Origin of the sequence: Caballeronia sp. GAWG2-1, from assembly GCF_023631405.1 — a bacterium.
In the GTDB taxonomy this organism is placed as follows: domain Bacteria; phylum Pseudomonadota; class Gammaproteobacteria; order Burkholderiales; family Burkholderiaceae; genus Caballeronia.
The window spans coordinates 98,217-123,555 of the sequence record NZ_JALQDD010000022.1 but is presented as its reverse complement, the minus strand read 5'-3'; the positions used below and the strand labels follow the sequence as shown (position 1 = coordinate 123,555).

Sequence of the window (25,339 nt, the reverse complement as noted above, 5' to 3'; positions counted from 1 at the left end):
ATCGCCGATGAACATATCTCATTGGATTTGCTGCGGCTTGCGGCGTTACTCTCGCCAGACCATGCCGCGACAGACGGCATTGCCGGCCATCAGGAGACAGCGATGAAACAGGACGCCCGCAAGCTGGAAGGTGAATTCGACTACATCATCGTCGGCGCGGGCACGGCCGGATGCGTGCTCGCCAATCGCCTCAGCGAAGACCCCAACGTGAACGTGCTGCTGCTCGAAGCGGGCGGCAAGGACGACTATCACTGGATTCACATTCCCGTCGGCTACTTGTACTGCATTGGCAATCCGCGCACGGACTGGCTGTACAAGACGCAAGCCGAAGCGGGTCTGAACGGGCGCACGCTGTCTTATCCGCGCGGTCGCGTGCTCGGCGGATGTTCATCCATCAACGGCATGATCTACATGCGCGGCCAGCGCGAAGACTACGACGACTGGGCGCATATCAGCGGCGACCCGAACTGGTCGTGGGATTCCGTGCTGCCCATCTTCAAGCGCAGCGAGGATCATCACGGCGGCGCGAATCAGTGGCATGGCGCGGGCGGCGAATGGCGCGTGGAAAAACAGCGTCTCAAGTGGAAGATTCTCGAAACCTTCTCGCAAGCCGCGCAGCAAAGCGGCATTCCCGCAACCGATGACTTCAATCGCGGCGACAACACAGGCGTCGGTTATTTCGATGTGAACCAGCGCGGCGGCATTCGCTGGAACGCCGCCAAAGCATTCCTGCGTGAAGCGATGAAGCGCCCGAACCTCACGACGATCACTGGCGCGCACACGCAACGGCTCGTGTTCGAGGGCATGCGGTGCTCGGGCGTGGAATATCGCGGCGGCGACGTCGATTACATCGCGCGGGCGCGTTGCGAGGTGATTCTCAGCGCGGGCGCGGTCAACTCGCCGCAGATTCTCGAGCTCTCGGGCATCGGCAATGGCGCGCGGCTGCAGCGGCTCGGCATCGATGTCGTGCGCGATCTGCGCGGCGTCGGCGAGAATCTGCAGGACCATCTGCAATTGCGCATGGCATACAGAGTAAACGGCGTGCGCACGCTCAATACGTTGTCGGCCAAATGGTGGGGCAAGCTTTTCATCGGCATGCAATACGCGCTCTTGCGCAGCGGCCCCATGTCGATGGCGCCGTCGCAACTCGGCGCGTTCGCCAAATCCAATCCCGACGACGCATCCATCAAGCGCTCCGATGTCGAATATCACGTTCAGCCGTTGTCGCTCGAACGCTTCGGCGAGCCCTTGCACGCGTTCAATGCGTTCACGGCGTCCGTATGCAATCTGCGGCCTACGTCGCGCGGCAGCGTGCATATCGGCTCGCCGGATGCGCACGCGGCACCGCTCATCGCGCCGAATTATCTTTCCACGGAACACGACCGCGAAGTTGCCGTCAACGCGTTGAAGCTCACGCGGCGTATCGTCAACGCCCCCGCGCTGGCGCGACATGCGCCCGAAGAGATTCTGCCCGGCATCCAGTTCCAGACGCAGGAAGAACTGATCGAAGCGGCAGGCAATATCGGCACGACGATTTTTCATCCGGTCGGCACATGCCGCATGGGTACGGACAACGATCCCGCCGCCGTGGTCGATAGCCGTCTGCGCGTGATCGGCGTGCGCGGATTGCGCGTGGTCGATGCATCGGTGATGCCGGTCATCACCTCCGGCAACACGAATTCGCCCACGCTGATGATCGCCGAACGCGCAAGCGACATGATTCGCGAAGACCGGCGCGGCATGGAAGCGCAAGAGGTCATCGCAACCGCGCTTGCATGACCGCACGATGAACGGCGCGTTTGGCGGCCTCGCACGAGACGGCGTCATGCGAGGCCTTCGCGTGTCCGACAGTCCGAGCTTTCAACGGCGTAAGTAAGTGCAAATCCCAATGATTGCGCTGCATCATTGCGGCGACAATGGCCTCGAATCAGGTGATGCTCGGCTTATCGCGCGCACACTTTTGTGCAACCGCAACAGCGGCGCACGAGGCGAAGCGGTATCGGCGCGAAACCCGCGTCCGGTATGCGCGGATAAAAAATAAGGCGCAGGCGAAGTCATCCGCTTAGCGTTTCACTTCGCATGGAAGGGGACATGATTCTCGGCGACACCATTCTGGAAACGCGAGGGCTCACGAAGGAATTCAAAGGCTTCACGGCCGTGAATGGCGTGAACCTGCGCGTGCGCCGCGGTTCGATCCACGCGCTGATCGGTCCCAACGGCGCGGGCAAGACGACCTGCTCCAACCTTCTCACCAAGTTCCTCGAACCCACCGCGGGCCAGATCGTCTTCAACGGCACCGACATCACGCGCGAACGCCCGGCGCATATCGCGCGGCGCGGCATCATTCGTTCGTTCCAGATTTCCGCCGTGTTTCCGCACTTGAGCGTGCTGCAGAACGTGCGCGTCGGCCTGCAGCGGCAGCTCGGCACGTCGTTTCAGTTCTGGCGCAGCGAGCGTTCGCTCGATGCCCTCAACGACCGCGCGATGGATCTGCTCACGCAAGTGGGCCTGACCGATTTCGCCGATACGAAAACCGTCGAGCTTTCATACGGCCGCAAGCGCGCGCTGGAAATTGCCACGACGCTTTCGATGGAACCCGAACTCATGCTGCTCGACGAACCGACGCAAGGCATGGGGCACGAGGACGTGGATCGCGTGACGGCGCTCATCAAGAAGGTCTCGGCGGGACGCACCATTCTGATGGTCGAGCACAACATGAACGTGATCGCTGGCATCTCCGACACCATCACGGTGCTTCAGCGCGGCGAAGTGCTCGCGGAAGGCAGCTATGCGGAAGTATCGAAGAATCCGCTCGTGATGGAAGCCTACATGGGCAGCGCCGATGCAGCGCTCACCGGAGCGCACGCATGAGCACGATCGTGGAAGCGGGCCGCTCGCAAGAGGCGAACGGCGCAGCGGATCATGTGCCCGCGCTGGAAATAGCAGGCTTGCAGGCGTGGTACGGCGAATCGCACATTCTGCATGGTGTCGATCTGAAGGTGAATCGCGGCGAAGTGGTCACGCTGCTCGGCCGTAACGGCGCGGGGCGCACGACCACGATGCGCGCCATCATGGGATTGACCGGGCGGCGCACGGGCTCTATCCACGTGGGCGGACGCGAGACCATTGGGCTTGCCACACACAAGATCGCGCATCATGGGGTCGGCTATTGTCCGGAGGAGCGCGGCATTTTCTCGAGCTTGTCCTGCGAAGAAAATCTTCTCCTGCCACCGGTGACCGGCAATCCGAAAGAGGCGATGCCGCTGGACGAGATCTACTCCATGTTCCCGAATCTGAAGGAGCGGCGCGCGAGTCAGGGCACGCGGCTCTCGGGCGGCGAACAGCAAATGCTCGCGGTGGCGCGCATTCTGCGCACCGGCGCCAATTTGCTGCTGCTCGATGAGATATCGGAAGGGCTTGCGCCCGTCATCGTGCAGACACTTGCGCGCATGATCCTCATGCTGAAGGGGCGTGGCTACACCATCGTCATGGTCGAACAGAATTTTCGTTTCGCGGCGCCGCTCGCGGACCGCTTCTATGTGATGGAGCATGGAAACATCGTCGAGCATTTCGGCGCGGGGGAACTCGAAGCGAAGATGCCGGTGCTGCACGAATTGCTCGGGGTGTAATCGTTCTTAAATCGACAAACGCGGCACGTTGAAGCGGCACGTAAAGCGGCACGGCTCAGGCAGCACGCAACAACCAAAAACTCACGGAGACTGCAATGAAAATGAAGACCCTCGCGCGCCTTTCCACTTTTTGCTTTGCGGCTGCGGCGGCGAGTGTGGCGTCCATGAACGCTGCTCACGCGGCCGACGGCAACACGGTGAAGATCGGCTTCATTACCGACCTGTCGGGTCTCTATGCCGATATCGACGGCCAGGGCGGTCTCGAAGCCATTCGCATGGCGATTGCGGACTTCGGCGGCAAGGTGAACGGCAAGCAAATCGAACTCGTGTATGCGGATCACCAGAACAAGGCGGATATCGCGGCATCGCGCGCGCGTGAGTGGATCGACCGCGATGGCGTGAACGTGATCATCGGCGGCACGAACTCGGCTACCGCGCTTTCCACCAATCAGGTCGCGGGCGAGAAGAAGGTTCCGTACATCAACATCGGCGCGGGCGCGGACAACCTCACGAACGAGCAGTGCACACCGTACACCGTGCACTATGCGTACGACACCATGGCGCTCGCCAAGGGCACCGGTTCCGCCGTGACGAAGCAGGGCGGCAAGTCGTGGTACTTCCTCACCGCCGACTACGCGTTCGGCAAGGCGCTCGAAAAGAACACGGCCGATGTGGTGAAGGCCAACGGCGGCCAAGTGCTCGGCGATGTACGCCATCCGCTGTCGGCGTCGGACTTCTCGTCGTTTCTGTTGCAGGCGCAAGGATCGAAGGCGCAGGTGCTCGGTCTTGCGAACGCGGGCGGCGACACCATCAACTCGATCAAGGCAGCGAAGGAATTCGGCATCAACAAGTCGATGAAACTCGCCGCGTTGCTGATCTTCCTGACGGACATCCACAGCCTGGGACTCGAAACCACGCAAGGCCTCGTGGCGACGGATAGCTGGTACTGGAACAAGGACGACAAGACGCGCGCGTGGGCCAAGCGCTACTTCGACAAGATGAAGAAGATGCCGACGAGCCTGCAGGCCGCGGACTATTCGGCTGTCACGACGTATCTGAAGGCCGTGCAGGCCACGGGCACGACCGACAGCGACAAGATCATGGCGCAGTTGAAGCAGACGAAGATCGACGACTTCTACGCGAAGGGCACCATCCGCCAGGACGGCGCGATGATCCACGACATGTATCTCATGGAAGTGAAGAAGCCGTCGGAGTCGAAGGAGCCGTGGGACTACTACAAGATCACGGCGACGATTCCCGGCGATCAGGCATTCGGCACGAAGGCGGAGTCGCGCTGCGCGGCGTGGAAATAAGCGCACACGGTTGATGCGGCAAGCGGCTGTCATTGGCCGCTTGTCGCGATGACTTAATCGACCCATTCCTGACGGCAGGTTCAATGGAAATTTTCGGCATCCCGCTCGCCGCGATGATGAGCCAGTTGCTCCTCGGACTGGTGAACGGCTCGTTCTACGCGATCCTGAGTCTCGGGCTCGCGGTGATCTTCGGCTTGCTCAACGTCATCAACTTCGCGCACGGCGCGTTGTTCATGCTTGGCGCCATGCTCGCGTGGATGGGCGCCTCGTATCTCAACGTGCCCTATTGGGCAATGCTCGTGCTCGCTCCGCTTATCGTCGGCCTCTTCGGCATGGTTATCGAACGCTCGATGCTGCGTTGGCTATACAAGCTCGATCACCTCTACGGCTTGTTGCTTACGTTCGGCCTCACGCTCGTGATCGAAGGCGTGTTCCGTTCCATCTATGGTTCGTCGGGTCAGCCTTACGACGTGCCCTCGCTTCTGACGGGCGCGACCAATCTCGGCTTCATGTTCCTGCCGAACTATCGCGCGTGGGTCGTCGTGGCATCGCTCGCGGTGTGCTTCGCGACATGGTTCGTGATCGAGAAGACGCGCATTGGCGCTTATCTGCGCGCGGGCACGGAGAATCCGAAGCTCGTCGAGGCATTCGGCATCAACGTGCCGCTCATGATCACGCTCACCTATGGCTTCGGCGTCGCGCTTGCGGCCTTTGCGGGGGTGCTGGCCGCGCCGGTGATTCAAGTGTCGCCGCTGATGGGCCAGTCGATGATCATCACCGTGTTCGCGGTCGTGGTGATCGGCGGCATGGGTTCGATCATGGGCTCGATTCTCACGGGTCTTTTGCTCGGCATCATCGAAGGCCTGACGCGCGTGTTTTATCCGGAAGCGTCCGCGACGGTTGTCTTCGTCATCATGGCGCTCGTGCTGATGGTGCGGCCCGCCGGACTCTTCGGCAAGGAAAAATGATGCAGAGAAAAGCGCTTTACGGCTTGTTGCTGATCGCTTTGATCGTCGCGCCCTTCGCGGGCGTGTATTCGGTCTTCATGATGAAAGTGCTGTGCTTCGCGTTGTTCGCGGCGGCGTTCAATCTGTTGATCGGCTATACGGGCTTGCTGTCTTTCGGGCACGCGATGTTTCTGGCAAGCGCGGGTTACACCGCGGGCTATGCCATCCAGACATTGGGGTTGACGCCCGAACTCGGCGTGATCGCGGGAACGGCGGTGGCGACCGTGCTTGGATTGATCGTCGGTCTTCTGGCGATTCGCCGCCAAGGCATCTACTTCGCGATGGTCACGCTCGCGCTCGCGCAGATGGTCTACTTCGTGTTCCTGCAGGCGCCGTTCACGCATGGCGAAGACGGCTTGCAAGGCGTGCCGCGCGGCAAGCTCGTCGGCGCGTTGAACCTCGGCAGTGACATCACGCTCTATTACGTCGTGCTCGTCGTCATGTTGCTGGCGTTCGCGTTGATCGTGCGTATCGTGCATTCGCCGTTCGGACAAGTGCTGATCGCGATCAAGGAGAACGAGCCGCGCGCGGTATCGCTCGGCTACGATACCGCGCGCTACAAGCTGCTTGCGTTCGTGTTGTCGGCGGGTCTTGCAGGGCTGGCCGGTGCGCTGAAGACGCTCGTGCTCGGCTTCGAAACTCTCGGCGATGCCTACTGGACGATGTCCGGCCTGGTTGTGCTGATGACGCTCGTCGGCGGCATGAGCACCATGTTCGGTCCGTTGCTCGGCGCGGCGATCATCGTTGCGCTGGAAGACCGGCTCGGCGATATCGGCGGCGGACTTGCGCGACTCACCGGCGTGGACTGGTTCAATTCGCTGGGTGAATCCGTGACTATCGTGACGGGCCTGATTTTTATCGCATGCGTGCTCGCATTTCGGCGCGGCATTGTGGGTGAAATCGTGGCGCGTGTCAGACCGCTACAGGGTTAACCATTTAGTTGGATATCCGAACAAATACTGTTCAAGCAACGACACGCGCGCAATGCACGGTTAACGACCTCGAAATCGCCCACTTAAGGTGCTTTTATGCACCACTAGGGTAAATGCTAGGTTGTTGCGAAACGATACAGTCGATAACATTCTGCTTAGTTCTGTTGCACCCAGATTTTTGAGGTGGAGAACGAGGAGACATGAGGCACCAAGTGCCCGACCGAAAGCGCTGTTGGATGATTCCAACAGCGCTTTTTTATTGGCTGTTTTGTTTTACGTCGATATTTCGCGTCGCCGAAATATAATCCGCATACCGTTTCGGCGGATTCAAAAAACTCGATTCACACCCGGTCGCAGCTTACGTTCGACAGCCGTCATAAGCCCTGCAAAACGCTTGCTGTGCATGACGCCCCTCCGCTAAACTGCATTTCCCGACCCATCGGTCGGTGAAAAGACGCGGGCTTCAAACTGGACGTTTCACGATCAAGACAGGGCGCAAATCAATGAAGTGGGCTTTACGCGTTAAGACGGTCGCAATGGCTGTCGCGGGTTTATCGGCGGTATTCAGCACTCAGGTTTTCGCGGACGTAAAGATAGGCGTGACGGTTTCGGCAACGGGCCCGGCAGCTTCGCTCGGCATTCCGGAAAAGAACACCATCGCGTTGCTGCCGAAGGAAGTGGCGAGGCAGAAGGTGCAGTACATCGTGCTGGATGACGCCACGGATTCCACGCAAGCCGTGAAGAACGCGCGCAAGCTCACGAGCGAAGACCACGTCGATGCGCTCGTCGGTTCGACGGTCGTTCCCAATTCCCTCGCGATGATCGACATCGCCGCCGAGACCACCACGCCCATGATCTCGATGGCGGCCGCGGCCAGCATCGTCGAACCCATGGATGCGAAGAAGGCGTGGGTCTTCAAGACGCCGCAGAACGACATCCTCATGGCGACCGCCATCGCGCAGCACATGTCGAATCATGGCGTGAAGACGGTTGCCTTCATCGGCTTCTCAGACGCCTACGGCGAGAGCTGGTTCAAGGAGTTCACGAAGGCGGCGGAACTCGCGAAGATTCGCGTCGTGGCCAACGAGCGCTTCGCGCGCAACGACGCATCGGTCACGGGGCAAGTGCTCAAGATGATGTCGCAGAACGCGGATGCGGTGCTCATCGCCGGTGCTGGAACACCCGCCGCGCTGCCGCAGAAGACGCTCAAGGAGCGCGGCTACAAGGGCAAGATCTATCAGACGCACGGCGTTGCCAACAACGACTTCCTGCGCGTATGCGGCAAGGATTGCGAAGGCACGTTCCTGCCCGCCGGACCGTTGCTGGTCGCCGAGCAACTGCCGGACAGCAATCCGGTGAAGCAAGCCGCGCTCACTTACAAGAAGGCTTATGAAGGCTCATACGGCGCAAGTTCGGTCTCGACGTTCGGCGGTCATGCGTGGGACGCGGGTCTCATTCTCCAGCGCGCTATTCCCATTGCCTTGAAGAAGGGTCAGCCAGGAACGCCCGCGTTTCGCGAGGCATTGCGCGCGGCTATCGAAGGCACCAGGGACTTGCCTGCATCGCACGGCATCTTCAACATGAGCGCGAACGATCACTCTGGTCTTGATCAGAGTGCTCGCGTGATGGTGGAGATCGTCGGCGGCAAGTGGAAGCTCTCGGGCAACTGAGCATGTGGAATCACGCAAACGAAGAAGGCGCGTCTGTCATGGTCGCGCCTTTTTTTCTGCATGCCGTAATTGAAGAGAAGAGGGCGCGAAAACCCCATGCAGCGCCTGCCGACGGTCAGGGAAAACCAGCCTAGGCACGTGGTTTCGCGGTACATAGATTGGGGCGGCTATTCAGACGGCAGTAAGCAAGCTTCATCGATAACAACTCGCAGCGGCGCGTACAGCCGGTCGCGTTTGGAGACAAGCAATGAAAACGAAGCACACATGGATCAGGGCAAGCGTCGCGCTCGCCATCGCGGGTGGCGCGCTCGTAAGCTCGGGCGCGGCCTTCGCGCAAGTGAAGATTGGCGTGACGCTCTCGGCCACGGGACCGGCGGCATCGCTCGGGATTCCCGAGAAAAATACCATCGCGTTGTTGCCAAAGGAAATTGGCGGCAAGTCCGTCGAGTACATCGTGCTGGATGACGGCTCCGACACGAGCCGCGCCGTGCAGAACACGCGCAAGCTGATAGACGAGGATCATGTCGATGCAGTCGTCGGTTCAACGGTCACGCCCAATTCGCTCGCGATGATCGATGCCGCTTCGGCTTCGAAGACACCGATGATCTCGATGGCGGCATCGGCTTCCATCATTGCACCGATGGATGGCAAGAAAGCGTGGGTCTTCAAGACGCCGCAGAACGACGCGCTCATGGCCGACGCCATCGCCAGTTACATGGAGAAGCACGGCGTGAAGACAGTGGGCTTCATCGGCTTCGCGGATGCCTACGGCGACGGCTGGTACAACGTCTTCAACGCAGCGGCGAGCGCGCACAAGCTCAAGATCGTCGCGAACGAACGCTATAACCGCACGGACACGTCCGTCACCGGTCAGGTGCTCAAGACGGTGGGCGCCAATCCGGATGCCGTGCTGATTGCAGGCGCGGGAACGCCGTCGGCGCTGCCGGCGAAGGCGTTAAAGGAGCGCGGGTACAAGGGCAAGGTTTATCAGACGCACGGTGTGGCGAACAACGACTTCCTGCGCGTATGCGGCAAGGATTGCGAAGGAGAGATCCTGCCTGCCGGGCCGGTTCTCGTGACCGAGCAACTGCCGGAAAACAATCCGGTGAAGAAGTCCTCGGCGGCGTACAAGAACGCCTATGAGAAGGCCAACGGGGCGGGTACGCTTTCCACCTTCGGCGGTCACGCGTGGGACGCCGGTCAGATGCTTCAGCGTGCGATCCCCGAAGCGCTGAAGAAAGCGCAGCCAGGTACGCCCGAGTTCCGTGAAGCGCTGCGCGCCGCGTTGGAGAATCTGAAGGACTTGCCCGTCGCGCACGGCATCATGAACACGACATCGAACGATCACAACGGCTTCGACGATCGCGCGCGTGTGATGGTGCAAATCTCCGATGGCAAGTGGAAGCTGCTCAACGACTGATCGGACTTGAGCGCGGGCTCTGCTAAAGGCGCGTTCTTTTCTCCGATTTTCAAGATAGCAAAGCGGTGCGCCGATGTATGCGGCGCGCCGCTTTTTCCCATGTTCACGGGCTGATCCGGCAGCCCGACCTTTTTGCGGAAGCTCTGAAGAGGAAGTATGGACTTATCGATTGCGGCGATCCTCGCGCAAGACGGGATCACCACGGGCGCGATCTATGGATTGCTCGCGCTCGCCCTGGTGCTCGTGTTTTCCGTGACTCGCGTCATTTTCATCCCGCAAGGGGAGTTCGTCGCTTATGGCGCGCTCACGCTTGCCGCGCTGCAGACGCAAAAGCTGCCGGCGACGTGTTACTTGCTCATCGTCATGGGCGCGGGTTGCTTCGTCGCCGAACTTGCGGGGATCGTGCAGCATCCGACGCGGTATCGGCAGATTGGACGGCTGCTTGCAACGCTCGCGGGAAAGTATGTGCTGTTTCCCGTCGGCGTATGGGTACTGACGCAGTCAATCTTCGCGCAGCCCTTGCCGATGTTCGTGCAGATCGCGCTGACGCTGTTGATCGTCGTGCCGATGGGACCGTTCGTGTATCGACTCGCCTACGAGCCGATCGCGGAGGCAAGCACGCTGTTGCTGCTGATCGTCGCGGTGGCCGTGCACTTCGCGATGGTCGGGCTCGGGCTCGTCATGTTCGGCGCGGAAGGATCGCGCACGACGGCGTTCTCCGACGCCACCTTCAATCTCGGCAGCGTGTCGATCTCCGGGCAGAGTGTGTGGGTGGTGGGCACGGCGGTCGTGCTGATCGCGGCGCTCTACTTCTACTTCGACCGGACCATTTCCGGCAAGGCGTTGCGGGCGACGTCGGTGAACCGTTTGGGCGCGCGACTGGTCGGCATCGGCACGACGCAAGCGGGGCGGCTCGCGTTCACGCTGGCGGCGGGGCTCGGCGCGTTGTGCGGCGTACTCGTCGCGCCCATCACGACCATCTATTACGACTCGGGATTCCTGATCGGCTTGAAGGGCTTCGTCGGGGCAATCGTGGGCGGTCTGGTGAGTTATCCGCTGGCGGCGGCGGGGTCGCTGCTCGTCGGCTTGCTGGAGTCGTATTCGTCGTTCTGGGCGAGCGCGTACAAAGAGGTGATCGTCTTCACGCTGATCATTCCAGTGCTGCTATGGCGAAGCCTGGCAAGCCCGCATTCCGATGAAGACGAGGAGTAACGCAATGGCATTCCTTCATCGATACCGCTTCTTCTGGCTGTTCCTCGTCGTGGTCTTTGCGTTGCCCGTGTTGCCGAAACCGGTGGCCGTGCCGGAGTACTGGATAACGCTGCTCAACTACATCGGCTTGTATTCGATTGTCGCGATAGGGCTCGTCTTGCTGACGGGCATAGGCGGGATGACGAGCTTCGGGCAGGCCGCGTTCGTCGGCGTAGGCGCGTATGCAACGGCGTTTCTGACGACCCAATACGGTGTGTCACCGTGGCTTGCGTTGATCGCGGGCGTGGTGTTGACGGCAGTCATCGCGCTGTTTCTGGGCCTCATCACGATGCGGCTTTCCGGGCACTTTCTGCCGCTCGGCACAATCGCGTGGGGACTGTCGTTGTTTTATCTGTTCGGAAACATGGAGTTGCTCGGCAAGTACGACGGGATCAATGGAATTCCTGTGTTGAACCTTTTTGGATGGCACTTGGAGTCTGGGCGCAGCATCTACTACCTGATTTGGGTCGTCGTGCTGCTCGCCGTCGTATCTGTTCAGAATCTGCTTAATAGTCGTCCGGGCCGCGCTATCCGCGCGTTGCGCGGCGGCGGCACGATGGCGGAGGCGATGGGTGTCAATACCGGCTGGATGCGCGTCGTTATCTTTGTCTATGCGGCGGTGCTTGCATCCATTTCCGGCTTTCTTTACGCGCATTTACAGCGTGCGGTGAATCCGACGCCGTTCGGGCTTAATCATGGCATCGAGTTTCTGTTCATGGCGGTGGTTGGCGGAGTGGCGCATGTCTGGGGTGCGATTCTGGGCGCGACTATCCTCACCGTTCTGCAAGATTATCTACAGACGCTGCTGCCCAAGTTGCTCGGTGCGAACGGAAACTTCGAGGTTATTGTCTTCGGCGTGTTGATGGTGCTGCTGCTTCAATACGCGCGTCAGGGAGTGTGGCCGTTTGTGGCGCGTTTGTTTCCAAGCGCTCCGCGAGCGCGCGTGCCGGAGCGCGTCGAAGCGTTGCCGCAGCGCAGCAAGCCGGCGGCGGGCGAATCGCTTCTTGTCGTCGATAACGCGCGCAAACAGTTCGGCGGGCTTGTTGCAGTGAACGACGTGAGCTTCGACATAAAAGCAGGGGAGATCATCGGGCTGATCGGGCCGAACGGCGCTGGAAAATCCACCACTTTCAATCTTGTAACCGGCGTGCTTCAGGCTACGAGCGGCGCGATCAGCTTTCGGGGCGAGCGTATCGAGAAGCTGACATCGCGGGAGATCGTAAAGCGCGGCATCGGGCGAACCTTCCAGCACGTGAAGATGCTTCCGGGTATGAGCGTCTTGGAAAATGTTGCGATCGGCGCGCATCTGCGGGGAAACACCGGAGTTTGGCGGAGCGTCGCGCGTTTGAACGGTGCGGAGGAAAGTCGGCTGATGGCCGAGGCGGCGCGACAGATCGAACGCGTCGGCCTGGAAAAGCATGTATTCAGTGAGGCCGGAAGTCTGGCGCTGGGGCAACAACGCATCATGGAAATCGCGCGCGCGCTGTGTTGCGATCCGACGCTTTTGCTTCTCGATGAGCCAGCAGCTGGTTTGCGATACCAGGAGAAGCTTCAGCTTGCCGACCTGCTGCGTAGGCTTCGCGCAGAGGGAATGAGCATCCTGCTGGTCGAGCACGATATGGACTTCGTGATGAATCTCACCGACCGCCTTGTCGTGATGGAGTTCGGGACGAAGATCGCAGAAGGTTTGCCGTCAGATGTTCAGAAAGATCCTACTGTGCTCGAAGCGTACCTTGGTGGAGTGGAGTGATGCAAAAAAGTGTGCCGATTCTTCAAGTCGATGGTTTATCCGTCCGATACGGGAAAGTCGAGGCGCTGCACAATGCGACGCTTACGGTCAGCGCTGGACAAATCGTGTCCGTGATCGGTCCAAATGGTGCGGGAAAATCCACCCTGTTGAATGCAATCATGGGGGCATTGCCGCAGACAGGATCGTCTAACGGTGTGATTCGGTATCTGGACGAGGATGTCGCTGCGCTGCCTATCGAGCGTCGTGTTTCACGTGGAATGTGCCTTGTCCCTGAGCGCCGGGAACTGTTTGCTTCGATGTCGGTTGAGGACAATCTCGTCCTAGGCGCCTATCGGCGCAAGCGAGCGGGGGAGCGAAATTTCTTGGATCAGCTGGAACCAGTCTTTCGCCTTTTTCCCCGATTGAAGGAACGCCGCACGCAGGCGGCAGGAACGCTATCCGGCGGTGAGCGGCAAATGCTTGCTGTGGGTCGAGCGTTGATGGCCAAGCCAAAATTGTTGATGCTCGATGAGCCTAGTCTGGGTCTGGCACCTTTGATCGTGAAGGAGATTTTTCATATCGTTAGCGCGCTTCGCGAGACGGGCGTCGCAATACTTTTGATCGAGCAAAACGCACGCGCGGCACTACAGATATCTGACTTTGGCTACGTTCTTGAGACAGGCGAATTCGCCCTGAAAGGCCCCGCGCAAGATTTGCAACACAATCCCCAAGTCATTGAGACTTACCTCGGGTTGGTAAAGAAGGCTGTTTAGCGGGTTGCGTCAAATCTCGAAGGCGTGTTTCACGTGAAACACGCCATTTTTTTCGCCTTTTCCGGGTCGTTGGAAAATCGGCGGACGAGAACCCGATATAATTCGTCGATATTCTTTCTTCAGGTTCGCATCGCTCGATGCGAGATCTTCATGCTTTTTCCCTCAGAATTTGATGTGATCGTCGTTGGCGGTGGTCACGCGGGCACCGAAGCGGCGCTTGCATCGGCGCGAATGGGCTGTCGGACGCTGCTCCTGACGCATAACATCGAGACGCTTGGCCAGATGAGCTGCAACCCGTCGATCGGCGGCATCGGAAAAGGACATCTCGTCAAGGAAGTCGATGCGTTGGGCGGTGCGATGGCTGCCGCCACCGACGAGTCCGGTATTCAGTTTCGCATTCTCAATTCGTCGAAGGGTCCTGCAGTGCGAGCCACGCGCGCTCAAGCCGACCGCATTCTTTACAAGCAGGCAATACGCCATCGGCTGGAAAATCAGCCGAATCTCTGGCTGTTCCAGCAAGCCGTTGACGATTTGATGGTGGAAGGCGACCGCGTCGTTGGTGCCGTTACGCAAGTCGGGCTGCGGTTTCGCGCGCGCGCCGTGGTTCTAACGGCGGGGACGTTCCTCGACGGCAAGATCCACGTGGGGTTGAACAACTACGTGGGCGGCCGCGCGGGCGATCCTGCTGCGATATCTTTATCCGCACGTCTTAAAGAGTTGAATTTGCCGCAGGGCCGACTAAAGACGGGGACGCCACCGCGCATCGACGGCCGCACGATCGATTTTTCGAAGCTTGAAGAGCAGCCGGGCGATTTGGATCCGGTTCCGGTTTTCTCTTTTCTTGGCCGCGTTGAGCAGCATCCGCGTCAGGTGCCGTGCTGGGTGACGCACACGAACGTTCAAACGCACGACATTATTCGATCGGGCTTGGATCGGTCGCCGATGTACACAGGGGTAATTGAAGGCGTTGGGCCGCGCTACTGCCCGTCGATTGAAGACAAAATCCATCGGTTTGCGTCGAAGGACGCACATCAAATCTTCCTGGAGCCGGAAGGGCTGACTACGAACGAGTTCTATCCCAATGGAATTTCGACGAGTCTGCCTTTCGATGTCCAGTTAAATCTTGTGCGTTCCATGCGTGGTCTCGAACACGCCCATATCTTGCGTCCTGGCTATGCAATCGAATACGACTACTTCGATCCGCGTGCGCTGAAGGCTTCGCTGGAGACGAAATCCATCAGTGGGCTATTCTTCGCCGGACAGATCAACGGCACGACGGGTTATGAGGAAGCTGCCGCGCAGGGACTATTAGCCGGCATAAACGCAGGGCTTCAAGTGCAGGGCAGGGATGCCTGGACACCGCGCCGTGATGAAGCGTACTTGGGTGTATTGGTCGACGATTTGGTAACGCGCGGAGTCTCTGAACCGTATCGAATGTTCACGAGCCGTGCGGAATATCGTCTGTCTCTACGTGAAGATAACGCGGATATGCGCCTGACCGAAACAGGGCGGGAGCTTGGAGTCGTAGACGACGGCCGTTGGGATGCTTTCAGCCGCAAGCGCGACGCTGTTTCACGTGAAACAGAGCGTCTGCGCTCCACTTGGGTGAACCCTAAGACGCTTCCGGCTGAAGAGGCGACCGCGTTACTCGGCAAGCCGATCGATCACGAATACAGTTTGGCCGACCTGCTACGACGCCCTGGTGTCTCGTACGATGGCGTCTGCGCTCTGCGCAACGGGGAATGCGGTTCAGCCGAATCGCTTGCCGATGATCCAGTTCTGCTCGCGCAGATCAAAGAACAGATCGAGATTGGCGTGAAGTACCAAGGATATATCGACCGGCAAGCGGACGAGATCGTGCGCAACGGAGCGCAAGAGAACACGCGTTTACCAGAGGCGATCGACTACAGCGAAGTGCGCGGCCTTTCGTTTGAGGCGCGACAAAAGTTAACGCAGCATCGTCCAGAAACGATCGGGCAGGCTTCGCGTATTCAGGGCATCACGCCGGCTGCCATCTCACTGCTCATGGTGCATCTCAAGCGCGGCCTCGGCCGGCGCGGACGCGGCACAGGCAGCGATCAGGATCAGGCCAGCAGCAACCCGGTGGTTCAATGAAGGACCAAAACGAATTGCTGGCTAACTTGCTCGACCGAGGTACGGCTGAACTCGAGCTTGGGTTGACGTCATCGCAGAAACAGCAGCTACTCGATTACGTTGCGCTGCTGGGCAAATGGAACGCCGTCTACAACCTGACGGCGATCCGCGACCCGAAGCAAATGCTCATTCAGCATATTCTCGATTCGCTCGCCATCGTTCCGATGCTCGTGGCGCGCCAACCAAAATCGATTTTGGATGTCGGTTCGGGCGGCGGCCTGCCGGGCATCGTGCTAGCAATTGTCTTCCCCGACGTTAAAGTGACACTGAACGACATCGTTCACAAGAAGACCGCCTTCCAGTCGCAAGCGAAGGTTCAGTTGGGGTTGGCGAATCTTTCCGTTGTGACAGGGCGCGTCGAGAATCTGCGGCCGGGTTGCGAAGTCCCGGGGAAATTCGACGTAATTGTCTCGCGCGCGTTCGCAGACCTCGCGGATTTCGTTACACTTGCGCGTCATCTGGTCGCGGACAACGGCCGGATTCTCGCGATGAAGGGCTTGCAGCCGGACGACGAAATCGCGCGTCTGCCAAATGGCGCGACGGTGGAGCGCATCGAGCGTCTGCAAGTTCCGATGCTCGATGCCGAGCGCCACTTGATCCATGTAGCCGTCGGCGCGCAGTAACACGTCGCGGGCGCTTTCGTCACGGCCGTAAACGGCAGCTGATCTTCTGACAGCGAAGAAACGAGGACATAAAACGATGGCAAAAATCTTCTGCGTCGCAAATCAGAAGGGCGGCGTTGGAAAGACCACCACGGCGGTCAATCTCGCGGCAAGTCTCGCGGGCCTTGATCAACGCGTTCTACTCATCGATCTGGACCCGCAGGGAAACGCGACGATGGGCAGTGGCGTCAATAAAGGCGCATGCGAGAAGACAATCTACGAAGTGTTAGTCGACGGGGTGACACTACGTGAGGCGGTAGTGCGACCGGAGAGCGTGGGATATCACGTTCTGCCTGCGAATCGTGAACTCGCTGGCGCGGAAGTCGAGCTTGTGGATATGGACGACCGCGAGCACATTCTTCGCTCGGCCATCGCGAAGATAGTCGATGACTATGATTTCATCTTGATCGATTGTCCGCCTGCATTGTCGCTGTTGACATTGAACGCGTTGTGCGCAGCACATGGCGTCGTCATTCCAATGCAGTGTGAATATTTCGCGTTGGAAGGCTTGTCGGATCTGGTGAGCACCATCAAGCAGATCCACGCGAACCTCAACCGCGATCTGAAAGTGATCGGACTGTTGCGTGTGATGTTCGATCCGCGCATCACCTTGCAGCAGCAAGTGTCCGAACAGTTGAAGGAACACTTCGGCGACAAGGTTTTCGATGTCGTCATTCCACGCAACGTGCGCCTTGCCGAGGCGCCAAGTTACGGCCTGCCAGGCGTGGTGTTCGACAAGTCGTCGCGTGGCGCGCAGGCGTATATCCAGTTCGGCACGGAAATGATCGAGCGCGTACGCGCGCTGTAACGCAAACCCATTCGATCTGGCGGACGACGCCAACGGAGGAATCGAAATGAGCGCTGTGATGAAGAAGAAGGGTTTGGGCCGAGGCCTGGATGCATTGCTCGGCGGCAGCGTCGACATTACCGAAGCCGTACGCGGCGAAGGCACGCCGTCAGTCCTGTCGCTCGACAAGCTGCAGGCGGGCAAGTATCAGCCGCGTACCCGAATGGACGAGGGCGCGTTGCAAGAGCTCGCCGCGAGTATTCGCGCGCAAGGCCTCATGCAGCCGATTCTCGTGCGCTCCGTCGGCCCGGATCAGTACGAGATCATCGCGGGCGAGCGACGTTTTCGTGCGGCGCGTCTGGCTGGGCTCGACGAAGTGCCGGTGCTGGTGAAGAACGTGCCCGATCAGGCTGCCGCCGCGATGGCGCTGATCGAAAACATCCAGCGGGAGGATTTGAATCCGCTGGAAGAGGCGCAGGGTATCCAGCGCCTGCTCGACGAATTCACGTTCACGCACGAGCAGGCGGCGGAAGCGGTCGGGCGATCGCGTAGCGCGGTATCGAATCTGCTGCGTCTCTTGAACCTCGCCACGCCCGTTCAGACGATGCTGCTCGCAGGCGATCTCGACATGGGCCACGCACGCGCGCTGCTCGCCGTCGATGCCGCCACGCAGATTCAATTGGCTAATCACGTGGTGAATCGCCGCTTGTCGGTGCGTGAAACGGAGCGCCTCGTCGCCGCGACGACGAAGGAGGCGCCGGCAGTCAAGGCGCGTCCCGCGAACGATGGCGGCCGTGACACGCGCAGGCTCGAAGAAGAGTTGTCGGATCTGCTCGCGGCGAGCGTGAAGATCAAGCTGGGCGGACGAGGACGCGGCAAGGTGATGATCGATTTCGGCAACCTCGACGCGCTCGAAGGCATTCTGAGCAAACTACGCGGCAGCATTGAAGCGCCTAATTCGGCTGCGTGAGTCTTGTCGGAATACAACGTCAAGCAATCGCGGTCCGACCTCCTGGCGCGCGTCTGGAGGACCGTCAGTAAAGAGCCGGTCCTCGCCATTCTCGTGCTCGCGCTCGGCGTGCTGCAAGTGGTTCATCCGCGCTCGTGGGCTTCGCTGCCAGGTCTTGTGGATTGGCAGACCGTGCTCACGCTCGCCGGCCTGCTCATCCTGACCAAAGCGATCGAATTGTCAGGATTCCTGATGTGGGCCGCGCATCGGCTGGTGCATCACATCCACGGCGAACGCGGCCTGGCGCTGCTCCTCGTCGCGCTGGCGGCGGCGCTGTCCACGGTGCTGACCAACGATGTCGCGTTGTTCGCGGTCGTGCCGCTCGCGCTATCGCTGCATCGGCTCGCGCCCTTGCCCATCAAGCGTCTCGTTATCGTGATTGCGTTGTCGGTGAACGCGGGATCGATCCTCACGCCGCTCGGCAATCCACAAAACCTTTTCCTCTGGCAGACGAGCGGCGTCTCTTTCGGCGCGTTCGTCTGGGCGTTGCTGCCGCTTTGCGCGGTCCTCATGCTCATGCTCGGCGCCGTGACTTGCGCAATGTTTCGCAACGCGCCGCTCGACCTTTCTGGCGATGCCGAAGAGCACGGCGTCGACCGTGTGTTATGCGGTGTGAGCGTGCTTGCGTTCGCTGGCTTCGTCGCACTGGCCGACGCGCATCATGCCGGGCCCGGCCTCGCCGTCCTTGCTGTCGCGTTCCTGCTTTGGCGCCGCGAAGTCGTCTTGAAGATCGACTGGCTGCTTCTGCTCATCTTCATGCTGATGTTCATTGTGCTGCGCAGCGCAGCCGCGTTGCCGGCCATCCACGGCTTCATCGCGCAGTTGGGCATCGGCACGCCGATGCGTGCTTATGCTGCGGGCGCGGTGCTGTCGCAGGCCATCAGTAACGTGCCGGCGGCCATCGTGCTCGCCGAGTTTTCGAAGGACTGGCGCGCGCTTGCGTTCGGCGTGAGCGTCGGTGGTTTTGGGGTGGCAATCGGCTCGCTCGCCAATCTCATCGCCGTGCGTCTGTCGGGCGAGAAGGGCTTGTGGGGTCCGTTTCACCTCGTTTCGATCCCTTTCTGGTTTGTTGCAGCGCTTGTTGGATGGGCGCTCATCTGAGTTTCGCGACGCAATCTCACGTCGTCTGAAAATCTGCTTGTAACCGCAAGAAAAGTCTCGCTTTCGAGACCATTTTTTAAGCTTTGTCCGCTTGGCTTTTGACGCACCTAAACTATTGAATCCCCGAGGACAATCGCTTACAATCCCCCGGATTTATCAGCTAGGCCACCTAGAAAGCGCGGCGAAAGCGCAGGGTGGTTTCCGAACTGTCGGTTGATGTGTTGAAGGGGTTTGAAGACGGTGCGAGAGCAGAATCGAGCGCCGGTGGGCGGGCAAGACAGCGCTCAAAACAAACGCGGAGACATTCACGCTTCAGGAAATCAGCCCCGCAGTTTGTCTGACGACTCGTGGGACGCCGAGGCGCAAGATAACAATATCGTTCCGCTCACGCGGGGCCAGGCAGAGAAGCTGTTCGGTCCTGATGTGAGTCGTCCATCGCGGGTCACGCCTTTCAAGGTAGTGGCCGCGCAAATGGTTTTGTCCCTGGGTGCGACGCTGTTGTGGTGGCTGTTCTACAAGCCGCCGGGCGATGCTGCGCTGTCCGCCTTCCTCGGAGGCGCGATCTGCTGGCTGCCCAGTGCACTGTTCGCGGCGCGCCTGAAGGCGAAGAGCGGAGCCGAGACCATCATGAGTTGGATGATCGGCGAAGCGATGAAAATGGGAGCGACGATTGCTATGTTCGTAGCGGTCGCCTTCTGGTACAAGAGCGCGCTGTGGTTGCCTTTGCTCGTTACGTACATCGTCGCGTTGAAGACTTACTGGCTGGCCATGGCTTTGCGTTGACCTCCAGGGTAATCGCCAGCCCGAAGTCAAGTATGTAGCATCACACATGAAAGCGCGGTTATGAACGCCGCGCTCGGGCCGGACGCCCGGAGCCGCAACGCGAAGCGGTGGCTCGGATAAGCGTCTGGCGACGAAAGATTTTTGACAATTTGGGTGGCTTTAACGATATGGCAGCTAGCGAAGGAACGCACGCTCTGGACCCGTCCGAGTACATTGCGCACCACTTGCAGAATCTTTCCACGCACACACAGACGTCGATTTTCGACATCCACGTCTGGAATCTGGACACGCTGTTCTGGTCCATCGTGTGCGGTCTCCTGACCATCGTCATTCTCGGTATCGCGGCGCGCCGCGCGACGTCCGGTGTTCCCGGACGTTTCCAGTGCGCGATCGAGATGCTCGTCGAAATGGTCGAAGATCAGTCGAAGTCGATGATCCACGGCAGCCGCCGCTTCATCGCTCCGCTCGCGCTGACCGTGTTCGTCTGGGTCGCCCTGATGAACTCGCTCGACTTCATCCCCGTGGATCTGCCAGGCCGCGTGATTGGCTGGCTGGGCCTCGAACAAGTGCTGCCGCATCATCGCATCGTGCCCACGGCCGATCTGAACGGCACGCTCGGCATCGCGCTCGGCGTGTTCGTGCTGATGATCTACTACAACCTCAAGATCAAGGGCGCAGGCGGCTTCGTGCACGAGCTGCTGTCCGCTCCGTTTGGCGCGCATCCGCTTCTGTGGATTCCGAATCTTGCGCTGAACATCATCGAGTTCGTCGCCAAGACGGTTTCGCTCGGCATGCGGCTTTTCGGCAACATGTACGCGGGTGAGCTGCTGTTCCTGCTGATCGCGCTGCTCGGCAGCATGTGGCACTTCGGCGCGGACGCCTCTGTACTTGGCTTTATCGGCCATGTGGTCGCGGGTACGGTCTGGGCGATCTTCCACATTCTGATCGTGCTGCTGCAAGCGTTCATCTTCATGATGCTGACGCTCGTGTACATCGGTCAGGCGCACGACTCTCACTAAAGAGCGTTCGCGGCAGGTCCAGAATCGCTTAGTTTTTAGTTTTCAATTTTTATAAATCCAGTTCCAAAGTCTTTAATCAAAGGAGTGAACATGAACGCTTTCATCGCCAACATCCAGGGTCTGACCGCCATCGGTATCGGCATCATCATCGGCCTGGGTGCAATCGGCGCCTGTATCGGTATCGGCCTGATGGGCGGCAAGTACATTGAAGCATGCGCCCGCCAGCCGGAACTGATGAACCCGCTCCAGACCAAGATGTTCCTGCTGGCTGGTCTGATCGACGCGGCGTTCCTGATCGGCGTTGGTGTGGCAATGCTGTTTGCGTTCGCGAACCCGCTGCTCTCGAAGCTCGCAGGCTGAGGTTCCTCGGAAGTGTGCGTCTCTTCTTGCGATGAGACGCAAGACGGAACGGGTGAGGCGCTGATCGAGCACAACGGGCCGATGAGCGCCTTTTAACCGTTTCACTCTCCGACTAAGCAACGTTTAAGGAAACACCGTGAATCTCAACGCAACCCTGTTTGCGCAAATGGTCGTGTTTCTGATCCTCGCGTGGTTCACGATGAAGTTCGTGTGGCCGCCGTTGATCAATGCCCTCGACGAGCGCTCAAAGAAGATTGCCGACGGCCTCGCCGCCGCCGACAAGGGCAAGGCGGAACTCGAAGCCGCGCACAAGCGCGTCGACCAGGAACTCGCGCAGGCTCGCACGGACGGTCAGCAACGCATCGCTGACGCCGAAAAGCGCGCCGCAGCCGTCGCCGAAGAAATCAAGGCCAACGCTCAGGCTGAAGCCGCGCGCATCGTCGCGCAAGCCAAGGCGGACGCCGAACAGCAAGTCGTCAAGGCGCGCGAGTCGCTGCGCGCCGAAGTCGCGGCCCTGGCCGTGAAGGGCGCCGAGCAAATTCTGAAGCGCGAAGTCGATCAGAAGGCTCACGCCGATCTGCTGAATCAACTCAAAACCGAGCTCTGATCATGGCCGAACTTGCAACCATCGCTCGTCCTTACGCAGAAGCGCTGTTCCGCGTAGCCGAGAGCGGCGATCTTGCGGGCTGGTCCACTTTCGTCGAGGAACTGGCTCAGGTTGCGCGTCTGCCCGAAGTGCAGTCGGTCGCCTCGAGCCCGAAGGTGAGCCGCGATCAAGTAGCGGATCTGCTGCTGTCCGCAGTGAAGTCGCCTTTGGCTCAAGGCAATGTACAGGCGAAGAATTTCGTCGGCATGCTGGTGGACAATCATCGTCTGTCGCTGCTGCCTGAAATCGCCGTGCAGTTCGACGAGCTGAAGAACGCCCGCGAAGGTGCTGCCGATGCGCTGATCGTAAGCGCGTTCCCCTTCGAAGGCGAACAATTGAACGACCTAGTCGCAAGCCTCGAACGCAAGTTCGAGCGCAAGCTGAAACCGACCGTCGAAGTCGATCAGTCGCTGATCGGCGGCGTTCGCGTGACGGTTGGCGACGAAGTGCTCGATACCTCGGTCCGCGCGCGCCTCGCCAGCATGCAGACGGCTCTGACCGCCTGACGCTTCGTTAGAAGCGAATCGCTGGCACGCAACAGAATTGACTATCAGGAGCGAATAATGCAACTCAATCCCTCTGAGATCAGCGAGCTGATCAAGAGCCGGATCCAGGGCCTTGAAGCGAGCGCGGATGTTCGCAACCAGGGCACCGTGATCTCCGTGACCGACGGTATCGTGCGTATTCACGGCCTGTCGGACGTGATGCAGGGTGAAATGCTCGAGTTTCCGGGCAACACCTTCGGCCTCGCGCTGAACCTCGAACGCGACTCCGTCGGCGCCGTTATTCTCGGCCAGTACGAGCACATCTCGGAAGGCGACATCGTCAAGACGACGGGCCGCATTCTCGAAGTGCCGGTCGGTCCGGAATTGATCGGCCGCGTGGTCGACGCGCTGGGTAACCCCATCGACGGCAAGGGTCCGGTCAACGCGAAGATGACCGACGCAATCGAAAAGATTGCTCCGGGCGTGATCTGGCGTAAGTCGGTGTCGCAGCCGGTGCAAACGGGTCTGAAGTCCATCGACTCGATGGTGCCTATCGGCCGTGGTCAGCGCGAGCTGATCATCGGCGACCGTCAGTGCGGCAAGACCGCGGTGGCTGTCGACGCGATCATCAATCAGAAGGGCAAGGACCTTTTCTGTATCTATGTCGCGATCGGCCAAAAGGCTTCGTCGATCATGAACGTGGTGCGCAAGCTCGAAGAAACCGGCGCAATGGCTTACACCATCGTCGTGGCGGCTTCGGCTTCGGAATCGGCCGCGATGCAATACCTCGCGCCGTACGCCGGCTGCACGATGGGCGAATACTTCCGCGATCGCGGCCAGGACGCGCTGATCGTTTATGACGATTTGACCAAGCAAGCATGGGCGTATCGCCAGATTTCGCTGCTGCTGCGCCGTCCGCCGGGTCGTGAAGCGTATCCGGGTGACGTGTTCTATCTGCACTCGCGTCTGCTCGAGCGTGCGGCTCGTGTTTCGGAAGACTACGTCGAGAAGTTCACCAATGGCGAAGTGAAGGGCAAGAGCGGTTCGCTGACGGCACTGCCCGTCATTGAAACGCAAGCCGGCGACGTGACCGCGTTCGTTCCGACGAACGTGATCTCGATTACCGACGGCCAGATCTTCCTGGAAACCGACTTGTTCAACGCCGGTATCCGCCCTGCCATCAACGCGGGCGTTTCGGTGTCGCGCGTCGGTGGTGCGGCTCAGACCAAGGTCATCAAGAAGCTGTCGGGCGGTATTCGTACCGACTTGGCGCAGTATCGTGAACTGGCTGCGTTCGCGCAGTTCGCGTCGGACCTGGACGAAGCCACCCGCAAGCAGTTGGAGCGCGGTCGCCGCGTGACGGAACTGCTGAAGCAGCCGCAGTATCAGCCGCTTCAAGTGTGGGAACTCGCTGTGGCGCTGTTCGCGGCTAACAACGGCTACCTCGACGATCTGGAAGTTGCGCAAGTGCTGCCGTTCGAAAAGGGCCTGCGCGAATACCTGAAGACGAGCCATGCCGATCTGGTTAAGCGCATCGAAGACAATAAAGACTTGTCGAAGGACGACGACGGCGCACTGCATACCGCGCTGAAGGACTTCAAGAAGTCGGGCGCTTATTGATCGGGACTGAGGAGCAACGCGCGGTGCATCGACCGATGAACACCGCGCGGCTTCGATCAAGGAGTAAGCAATGGCTGGAATGAAGGAAATTCGCGGCAAGATCAAGAGCGTGCAGAACACGCGCAAGATCACGAAAGCGATGGAAATGGTCGCCGCATCGAAGATGCGCCGCGCCCAGGAGCGCATGCGTTCCGCCCGTCCGTATGCCGACAAGGTCCGTGCAATCGCGGCGCACATGAGCGCGGCGAACCCTGAGTATCGTCACCCGTTCATGGTGAAGAACGAAGGCGCGAAGACGGCCGGCCTGATCCTCGTCACGACCGACAAGGGTTTGTGCGGCGGCATGAACACAAACGTGCTGCGTGCGTCGTTGCAGCGCATCAAGGAGCTGGAGCAGACCGGCGTGTCCATCGAAGCGTCGGCTATCGGCGCCAAGGGTCTCGGCTTCCTGAACCGGCTGCGCGCCAAGGTCGTGTCGCAAGTCACACATCTGGGCGACACGCCGCATCTGGAAAAGCTGATCGGCGCGGTGAAGGTGCAGCTCGACTTGTATTCGGAAGGCAAGATCAACGCGGTGTACCTGGGGTACACGCGCTTCGTCAATACGATGAAGCAGGAAGCGGTGATCGAGCAATTGCTGCCGTTGACGGCCGAAGATCTGCAGCAGAAGGCAGACGAAGCCGCGATTGCGAACGACACGCCGAAGACCTCGTGGGACTACATCTACGAGCCGGACGCTCAAACCGTGGTGGACGAATTGCTCGTGCGCTACGTCGAGGCGCTGGTTTATCAGGCGGTGGCGGAAAACATGGCGTCGGAACAATCGGCGCGCATGGTCGCAATGAAGGCCGCGTCGGATAACGCGAAGACCGTGATCAACGAACTGCAGCTCGTCTACAACAAGAGCCGCCAGGCCGCGATTACGAAAGAATTGTCGGAAATCGTCGGCGGCGCCGCTGCGGTCTGATCTTGATGACCGCGTGAAAGAA

The 25,339-nt window shown here is 59.9% G+C and carries 23 protein-coding genes; all 23 read left to right on the top strand.

Translation table 11 applies throughout. The annotated features are described in order from the left end of the window. Window positions 1-102 precede the first annotated feature (102 nt). Window positions 103-1,779, top strand: a complete 1,677-nt coding sequence (locus NCR98_RS13540; protein WP_250526416.1) for a GMC family oxidoreductase — start codon at window positions 103-105, stop codon at window positions 1,777-1,779. A 312-nt stretch (window positions 1,780-2,091) separates the two neighbouring features. After that, window positions 2,092-2,871, top strand: a complete 780-nt coding sequence (locus NCR98_RS13535) for an ABC transporter ATP-binding protein (RefSeq protein WP_250526415.1) — start codon at window positions 2,092-2,094, stop codon at window positions 2,869-2,871. Further along, window positions 2,868-3,629, top strand: coding sequence for an ABC transporter ATP-binding protein (locus NCR98_RS13530; RefSeq protein ID WP_250526414.1), 762 nt, complete (start codon window positions 2,868-2,870; stop codon window positions 3,627-3,629). Before NCR98_RS13535 ends, NCR98_RS13530 begins: the two co-directional genes overlap by 4 nt. Window positions 3,630-3,724: 95 nt before the next feature. Beyond that, a complete protein-coding gene (locus NCR98_RS13525) occupies window positions 3,725-4,942 on the top strand; it encodes an ABC transporter substrate-binding protein (protein ID WP_244826621.1) in 1,218 nt (405 codons plus the stop codon). Window positions 4,943-5,025: 83 nt separating this feature from the next. Then, on the top strand, window positions 5,026-5,910 hold the full coding sequence (locus NCR98_RS13520) for a branched-chain amino acid ABC transporter permease (protein WP_244826620.1): 885 nt from the start codon (window positions 5,026-5,028) through the stop codon (window positions 5,908-5,910). Next, window positions 5,910-6,881 (top strand): branched-chain amino acid ABC transporter permease, encoded by a 972-nt coding sequence (locus NCR98_RS13515; RefSeq protein ID WP_250526447.1) that lies wholly within the window; start codon window positions 5,910-5,912, stop codon window positions 6,879-6,881. The genes NCR98_RS13520 and NCR98_RS13515 overlap by 1 nt, the downstream gene beginning before the upstream one ends. A gap of 503 nt (window positions 6,882-7,384) precedes the next feature. Then, the gene (locus tag NCR98_RS13510; protein ID WP_250526413.1) at window positions 7,385-8,551 is read left to right on the top strand and encodes an ABC transporter substrate-binding protein; all 1,167 of its coding nucleotides are present in this window, start codon (window positions 7,385-7,387) and stop codon (window positions 8,549-8,551) included. Between the two features lie 247 nt (window positions 8,552-8,798). Next, entirely contained in the window at window positions 8,799-9,971 is a 1,173-nt protein-coding gene (locus tag NCR98_RS13505) for an ABC transporter substrate-binding protein (RefSeq protein WP_250466197.1), read from the top strand. A 156-nt stretch (window positions 9,972-10,127) separates the two neighbouring features. Further along, window positions 10,128-11,183, top strand: a complete 1,056-nt coding sequence (locus NCR98_RS13500) for a branched-chain amino acid ABC transporter permease (RefSeq protein ID WP_250526412.1) — start codon at window positions 10,128-10,130, stop codon at window positions 11,181-11,183. 4 nt (window positions 11,184-11,187) lie between these two features. Continuing rightward, on the top strand, window positions 11,188-12,972 hold the full coding sequence (locus NCR98_RS13495; RefSeq protein WP_250526411.1) for a branched-chain amino acid ABC transporter ATP-binding protein/permease: 1,785 nt from the start codon (window positions 11,188-11,190) through the stop codon (window positions 12,970-12,972). Next, the gene (locus NCR98_RS13490) at window positions 12,972-13,724 is read left to right on the top strand and encodes an ABC transporter ATP-binding protein (protein ID WP_250526410.1); all 753 of its coding nucleotides are present in this window, start codon (window positions 12,972-12,974) and stop codon (window positions 13,722-13,724) included. The genes NCR98_RS13495 and NCR98_RS13490 overlap by 1 nt, the downstream gene beginning before the upstream one ends. 150 nt (window positions 13,725-13,874) lie before the next feature. Continuing rightward, window positions 13,875-15,839 (top strand): tRNA uridine-5-carboxymethylaminomethyl(34) synthesis enzyme MnmG, encoded by a 1,965-nt coding sequence (mnmG, locus tag NCR98_RS13485; RefSeq protein ID WP_250526446.1) that lies wholly within the window; start codon window positions 13,875-13,877, stop codon window positions 15,837-15,839. Next, complete coding sequence (gene rsmG / locus NCR98_RS13480) at window positions 15,836-16,501, top strand: 16S rRNA (guanine(527)-N(7))-methyltransferase RsmG (RefSeq protein ID WP_250526409.1); 666 nt, start codon at window positions 15,836-15,838, stop codon at window positions 16,499-16,501. The genes mnmG and rsmG overlap by 4 nt, the downstream gene beginning before the upstream one ends. 76 nt (window positions 16,502-16,577) lie before the next feature. Further along, entirely contained in the window at window positions 16,578-17,348 is a 771-nt protein-coding gene (locus NCR98_RS13475; RefSeq protein WP_250526408.1) for a ParA family protein, read from the top strand. A 46-nt stretch (window positions 17,349-17,394) separates the two neighbouring features. Further along, a complete protein-coding gene (locus NCR98_RS13470; protein ID WP_244826612.1) occupies window positions 17,395-18,297 on the top strand; it encodes a ParB/RepB/Spo0J family partition protein in 903 nt (300 codons plus the stop codon). 3 nt (window positions 18,298-18,300) lie between these two features. Continuing rightward, a complete protein-coding gene (locus NCR98_RS13465) occupies window positions 18,301-19,437 on the top strand; it encodes an SLC13 family permease (RefSeq protein ID WP_250526407.1) in 1,137 nt (378 codons plus the stop codon). Between the two features lie 303 nt (window positions 19,438-19,740). Beyond that, window positions 19,741-20,220: an ATP synthase subunit I gene (locus tag NCR98_RS13460; RefSeq protein WP_250526445.1), complete on the top strand. Its 480-nt coding sequence runs from the start codon at window positions 19,741-19,743 to the stop codon at window positions 20,218-20,220. A 167-nt stretch (window positions 20,221-20,387) separates the two neighbouring features. Next, window positions 20,388-21,239: a F0F1 ATP synthase subunit A gene (atpB, locus tag NCR98_RS13455; protein WP_244826610.1), complete on the top strand. Its 852-nt coding sequence runs from the start codon at window positions 20,388-20,390 to the stop codon at window positions 21,237-21,239. A gap of 90 nt (window positions 21,240-21,329) precedes the next feature. Further along, window positions 21,330-21,599, top strand: a complete 270-nt coding sequence (gene atpE, locus NCR98_RS13450) for a F0F1 ATP synthase subunit C (RefSeq protein ID WP_244826609.1) — start codon at window positions 21,330-21,332, stop codon at window positions 21,597-21,599. 136 nt (window positions 21,600-21,735) lie between these two features. Continuing rightward, complete coding sequence (locus NCR98_RS13445) at window positions 21,736-22,206, top strand: F0F1 ATP synthase subunit B (protein WP_244826608.1); 471 nt, start codon at window positions 21,736-21,738, stop codon at window positions 22,204-22,206. A gap of 2 nt (window positions 22,207-22,208) precedes the next feature. Beyond that, window positions 22,209-22,751, top strand: a complete 543-nt coding sequence (locus NCR98_RS13440) for a F0F1 ATP synthase subunit delta (protein ID WP_250466184.1) — start codon at window positions 22,209-22,211, stop codon at window positions 22,749-22,751. Between the two features lie 57 nt (window positions 22,752-22,808). After that, a complete protein-coding gene (gene atpA / locus NCR98_RS13435) occupies window positions 22,809-24,350 on the top strand; it encodes a F0F1 ATP synthase subunit alpha (RefSeq protein ID WP_244826606.1) in 1,542 nt (513 codons plus the stop codon). 70 nt (window positions 24,351-24,420) lie between these two features. After that, window positions 24,421-25,317, top strand: coding sequence for a F0F1 ATP synthase subunit gamma (gene atpG, locus NCR98_RS13430; protein WP_244826605.1), 897 nt, complete (start codon window positions 24,421-24,423; stop codon window positions 25,315-25,317). Window positions 25,318-25,339 lie beyond the last annotated feature (22 nt).

Bases quoted from the DNA above. Each gene is read 5' to 3' on its own strand.
- NCR98_RS13540 (WP_250526416.1), top strand. From the start codon at position 103: ATGAAACAGGACGCCCGCAAGCTGGAAGGTGAATTCGACTACATCATC.
- NCR98_RS13535 (WP_250526415.1), top strand. From the start codon at position 2,092: ATGATTCTCGGCGACACCATTCTGGAAACGCGAGGGCTCACGAAGGAA.
- NCR98_RS13530 (WP_250526414.1), top strand. From the start codon at position 2,868: ATGAGCACGATCGTGGAAGCGGGCCGCTCGCAAGAGGCGAACGGCGCA.
- NCR98_RS13525 (WP_244826621.1), top strand. From the start codon at position 3,725: ATGAAAATGAAGACCCTCGCGCGCCTTTCCACTTTTTGCTTTGCGGCT.
- NCR98_RS13520 (WP_244826620.1), top strand. From the start codon at position 5,026: ATGGAAATTTTCGGCATCCCGCTCGCCGCGATGATGAGCCAGTTGCTC.
- NCR98_RS13515 (WP_250526447.1), top strand. From the start codon at position 5,910: ATGCAGAGAAAAGCGCTTTACGGCTTGTTGCTGATCGCTTTGATCGTC.
- NCR98_RS13510 (WP_250526413.1), top strand. From the start codon at position 7,385: ATGAAGTGGGCTTTACGCGTTAAGACGGTCGCAATGGCTGTCGCGGGT.
- NCR98_RS13505 (WP_250466197.1), top strand. From the start codon at position 8,799: ATGAAAACGAAGCACACATGGATCAGGGCAAGCGTCGCGCTCGCCATC.
- NCR98_RS13500 (WP_250526412.1), top strand. From the start codon at position 10,128: ATGGACTTATCGATTGCGGCGATCCTCGCGCAAGACGGGATCACCACG.
- NCR98_RS13495 (WP_250526411.1), top strand. From the start codon at position 11,188: ATGGCATTCCTTCATCGATACCGCTTCTTCTGGCTGTTCCTCGTCGTG.
- NCR98_RS13490 (WP_250526410.1), top strand. From the start codon at position 12,972: ATGCAAAAAAGTGTGCCGATTCTTCAAGTCGATGGTTTATCCGTCCGA.
- mnmG (WP_250526446.1), top strand. From the start codon at position 13,875: ATGCTTTTTCCCTCAGAATTTGATGTGATCGTCGTTGGCGGTGGTCAC.
- rsmG (WP_250526409.1), top strand. From the start codon at position 15,836: ATGAAGGACCAAAACGAATTGCTGGCTAACTTGCTCGACCGAGGTACG.
- NCR98_RS13475 (WP_250526408.1), top strand. From the start codon at position 16,578: ATGGCAAAAATCTTCTGCGTCGCAAATCAGAAGGGCGGCGTTGGAAAG.
- NCR98_RS13470 (WP_244826612.1), top strand. From the start codon at position 17,395: ATGAGCGCTGTGATGAAGAAGAAGGGTTTGGGCCGAGGCCTGGATGCA.
- atpB (WP_244826610.1), top strand. From the start codon at position 20,388: ATGGCAGCTAGCGAAGGAACGCACGCTCTGGACCCGTCCGAGTACATT.
- atpE (WP_244826609.1), top strand. From the start codon at position 21,330: ATGAACGCTTTCATCGCCAACATCCAGGGTCTGACCGCCATCGGTATC.
- NCR98_RS13440 (WP_250466184.1), top strand. From the start codon at position 22,209: ATGGCCGAACTTGCAACCATCGCTCGTCCTTACGCAGAAGCGCTGTTC.
- atpA (WP_244826606.1), top strand. From the start codon at position 22,809: ATGCAACTCAATCCCTCTGAGATCAGCGAGCTGATCAAGAGCCGGATC.
- atpG (WP_244826605.1), top strand. From the start codon at position 24,421: ATGGCTGGAATGAAGGAAATTCGCGGCAAGATCAAGAGCGTGCAGAAC.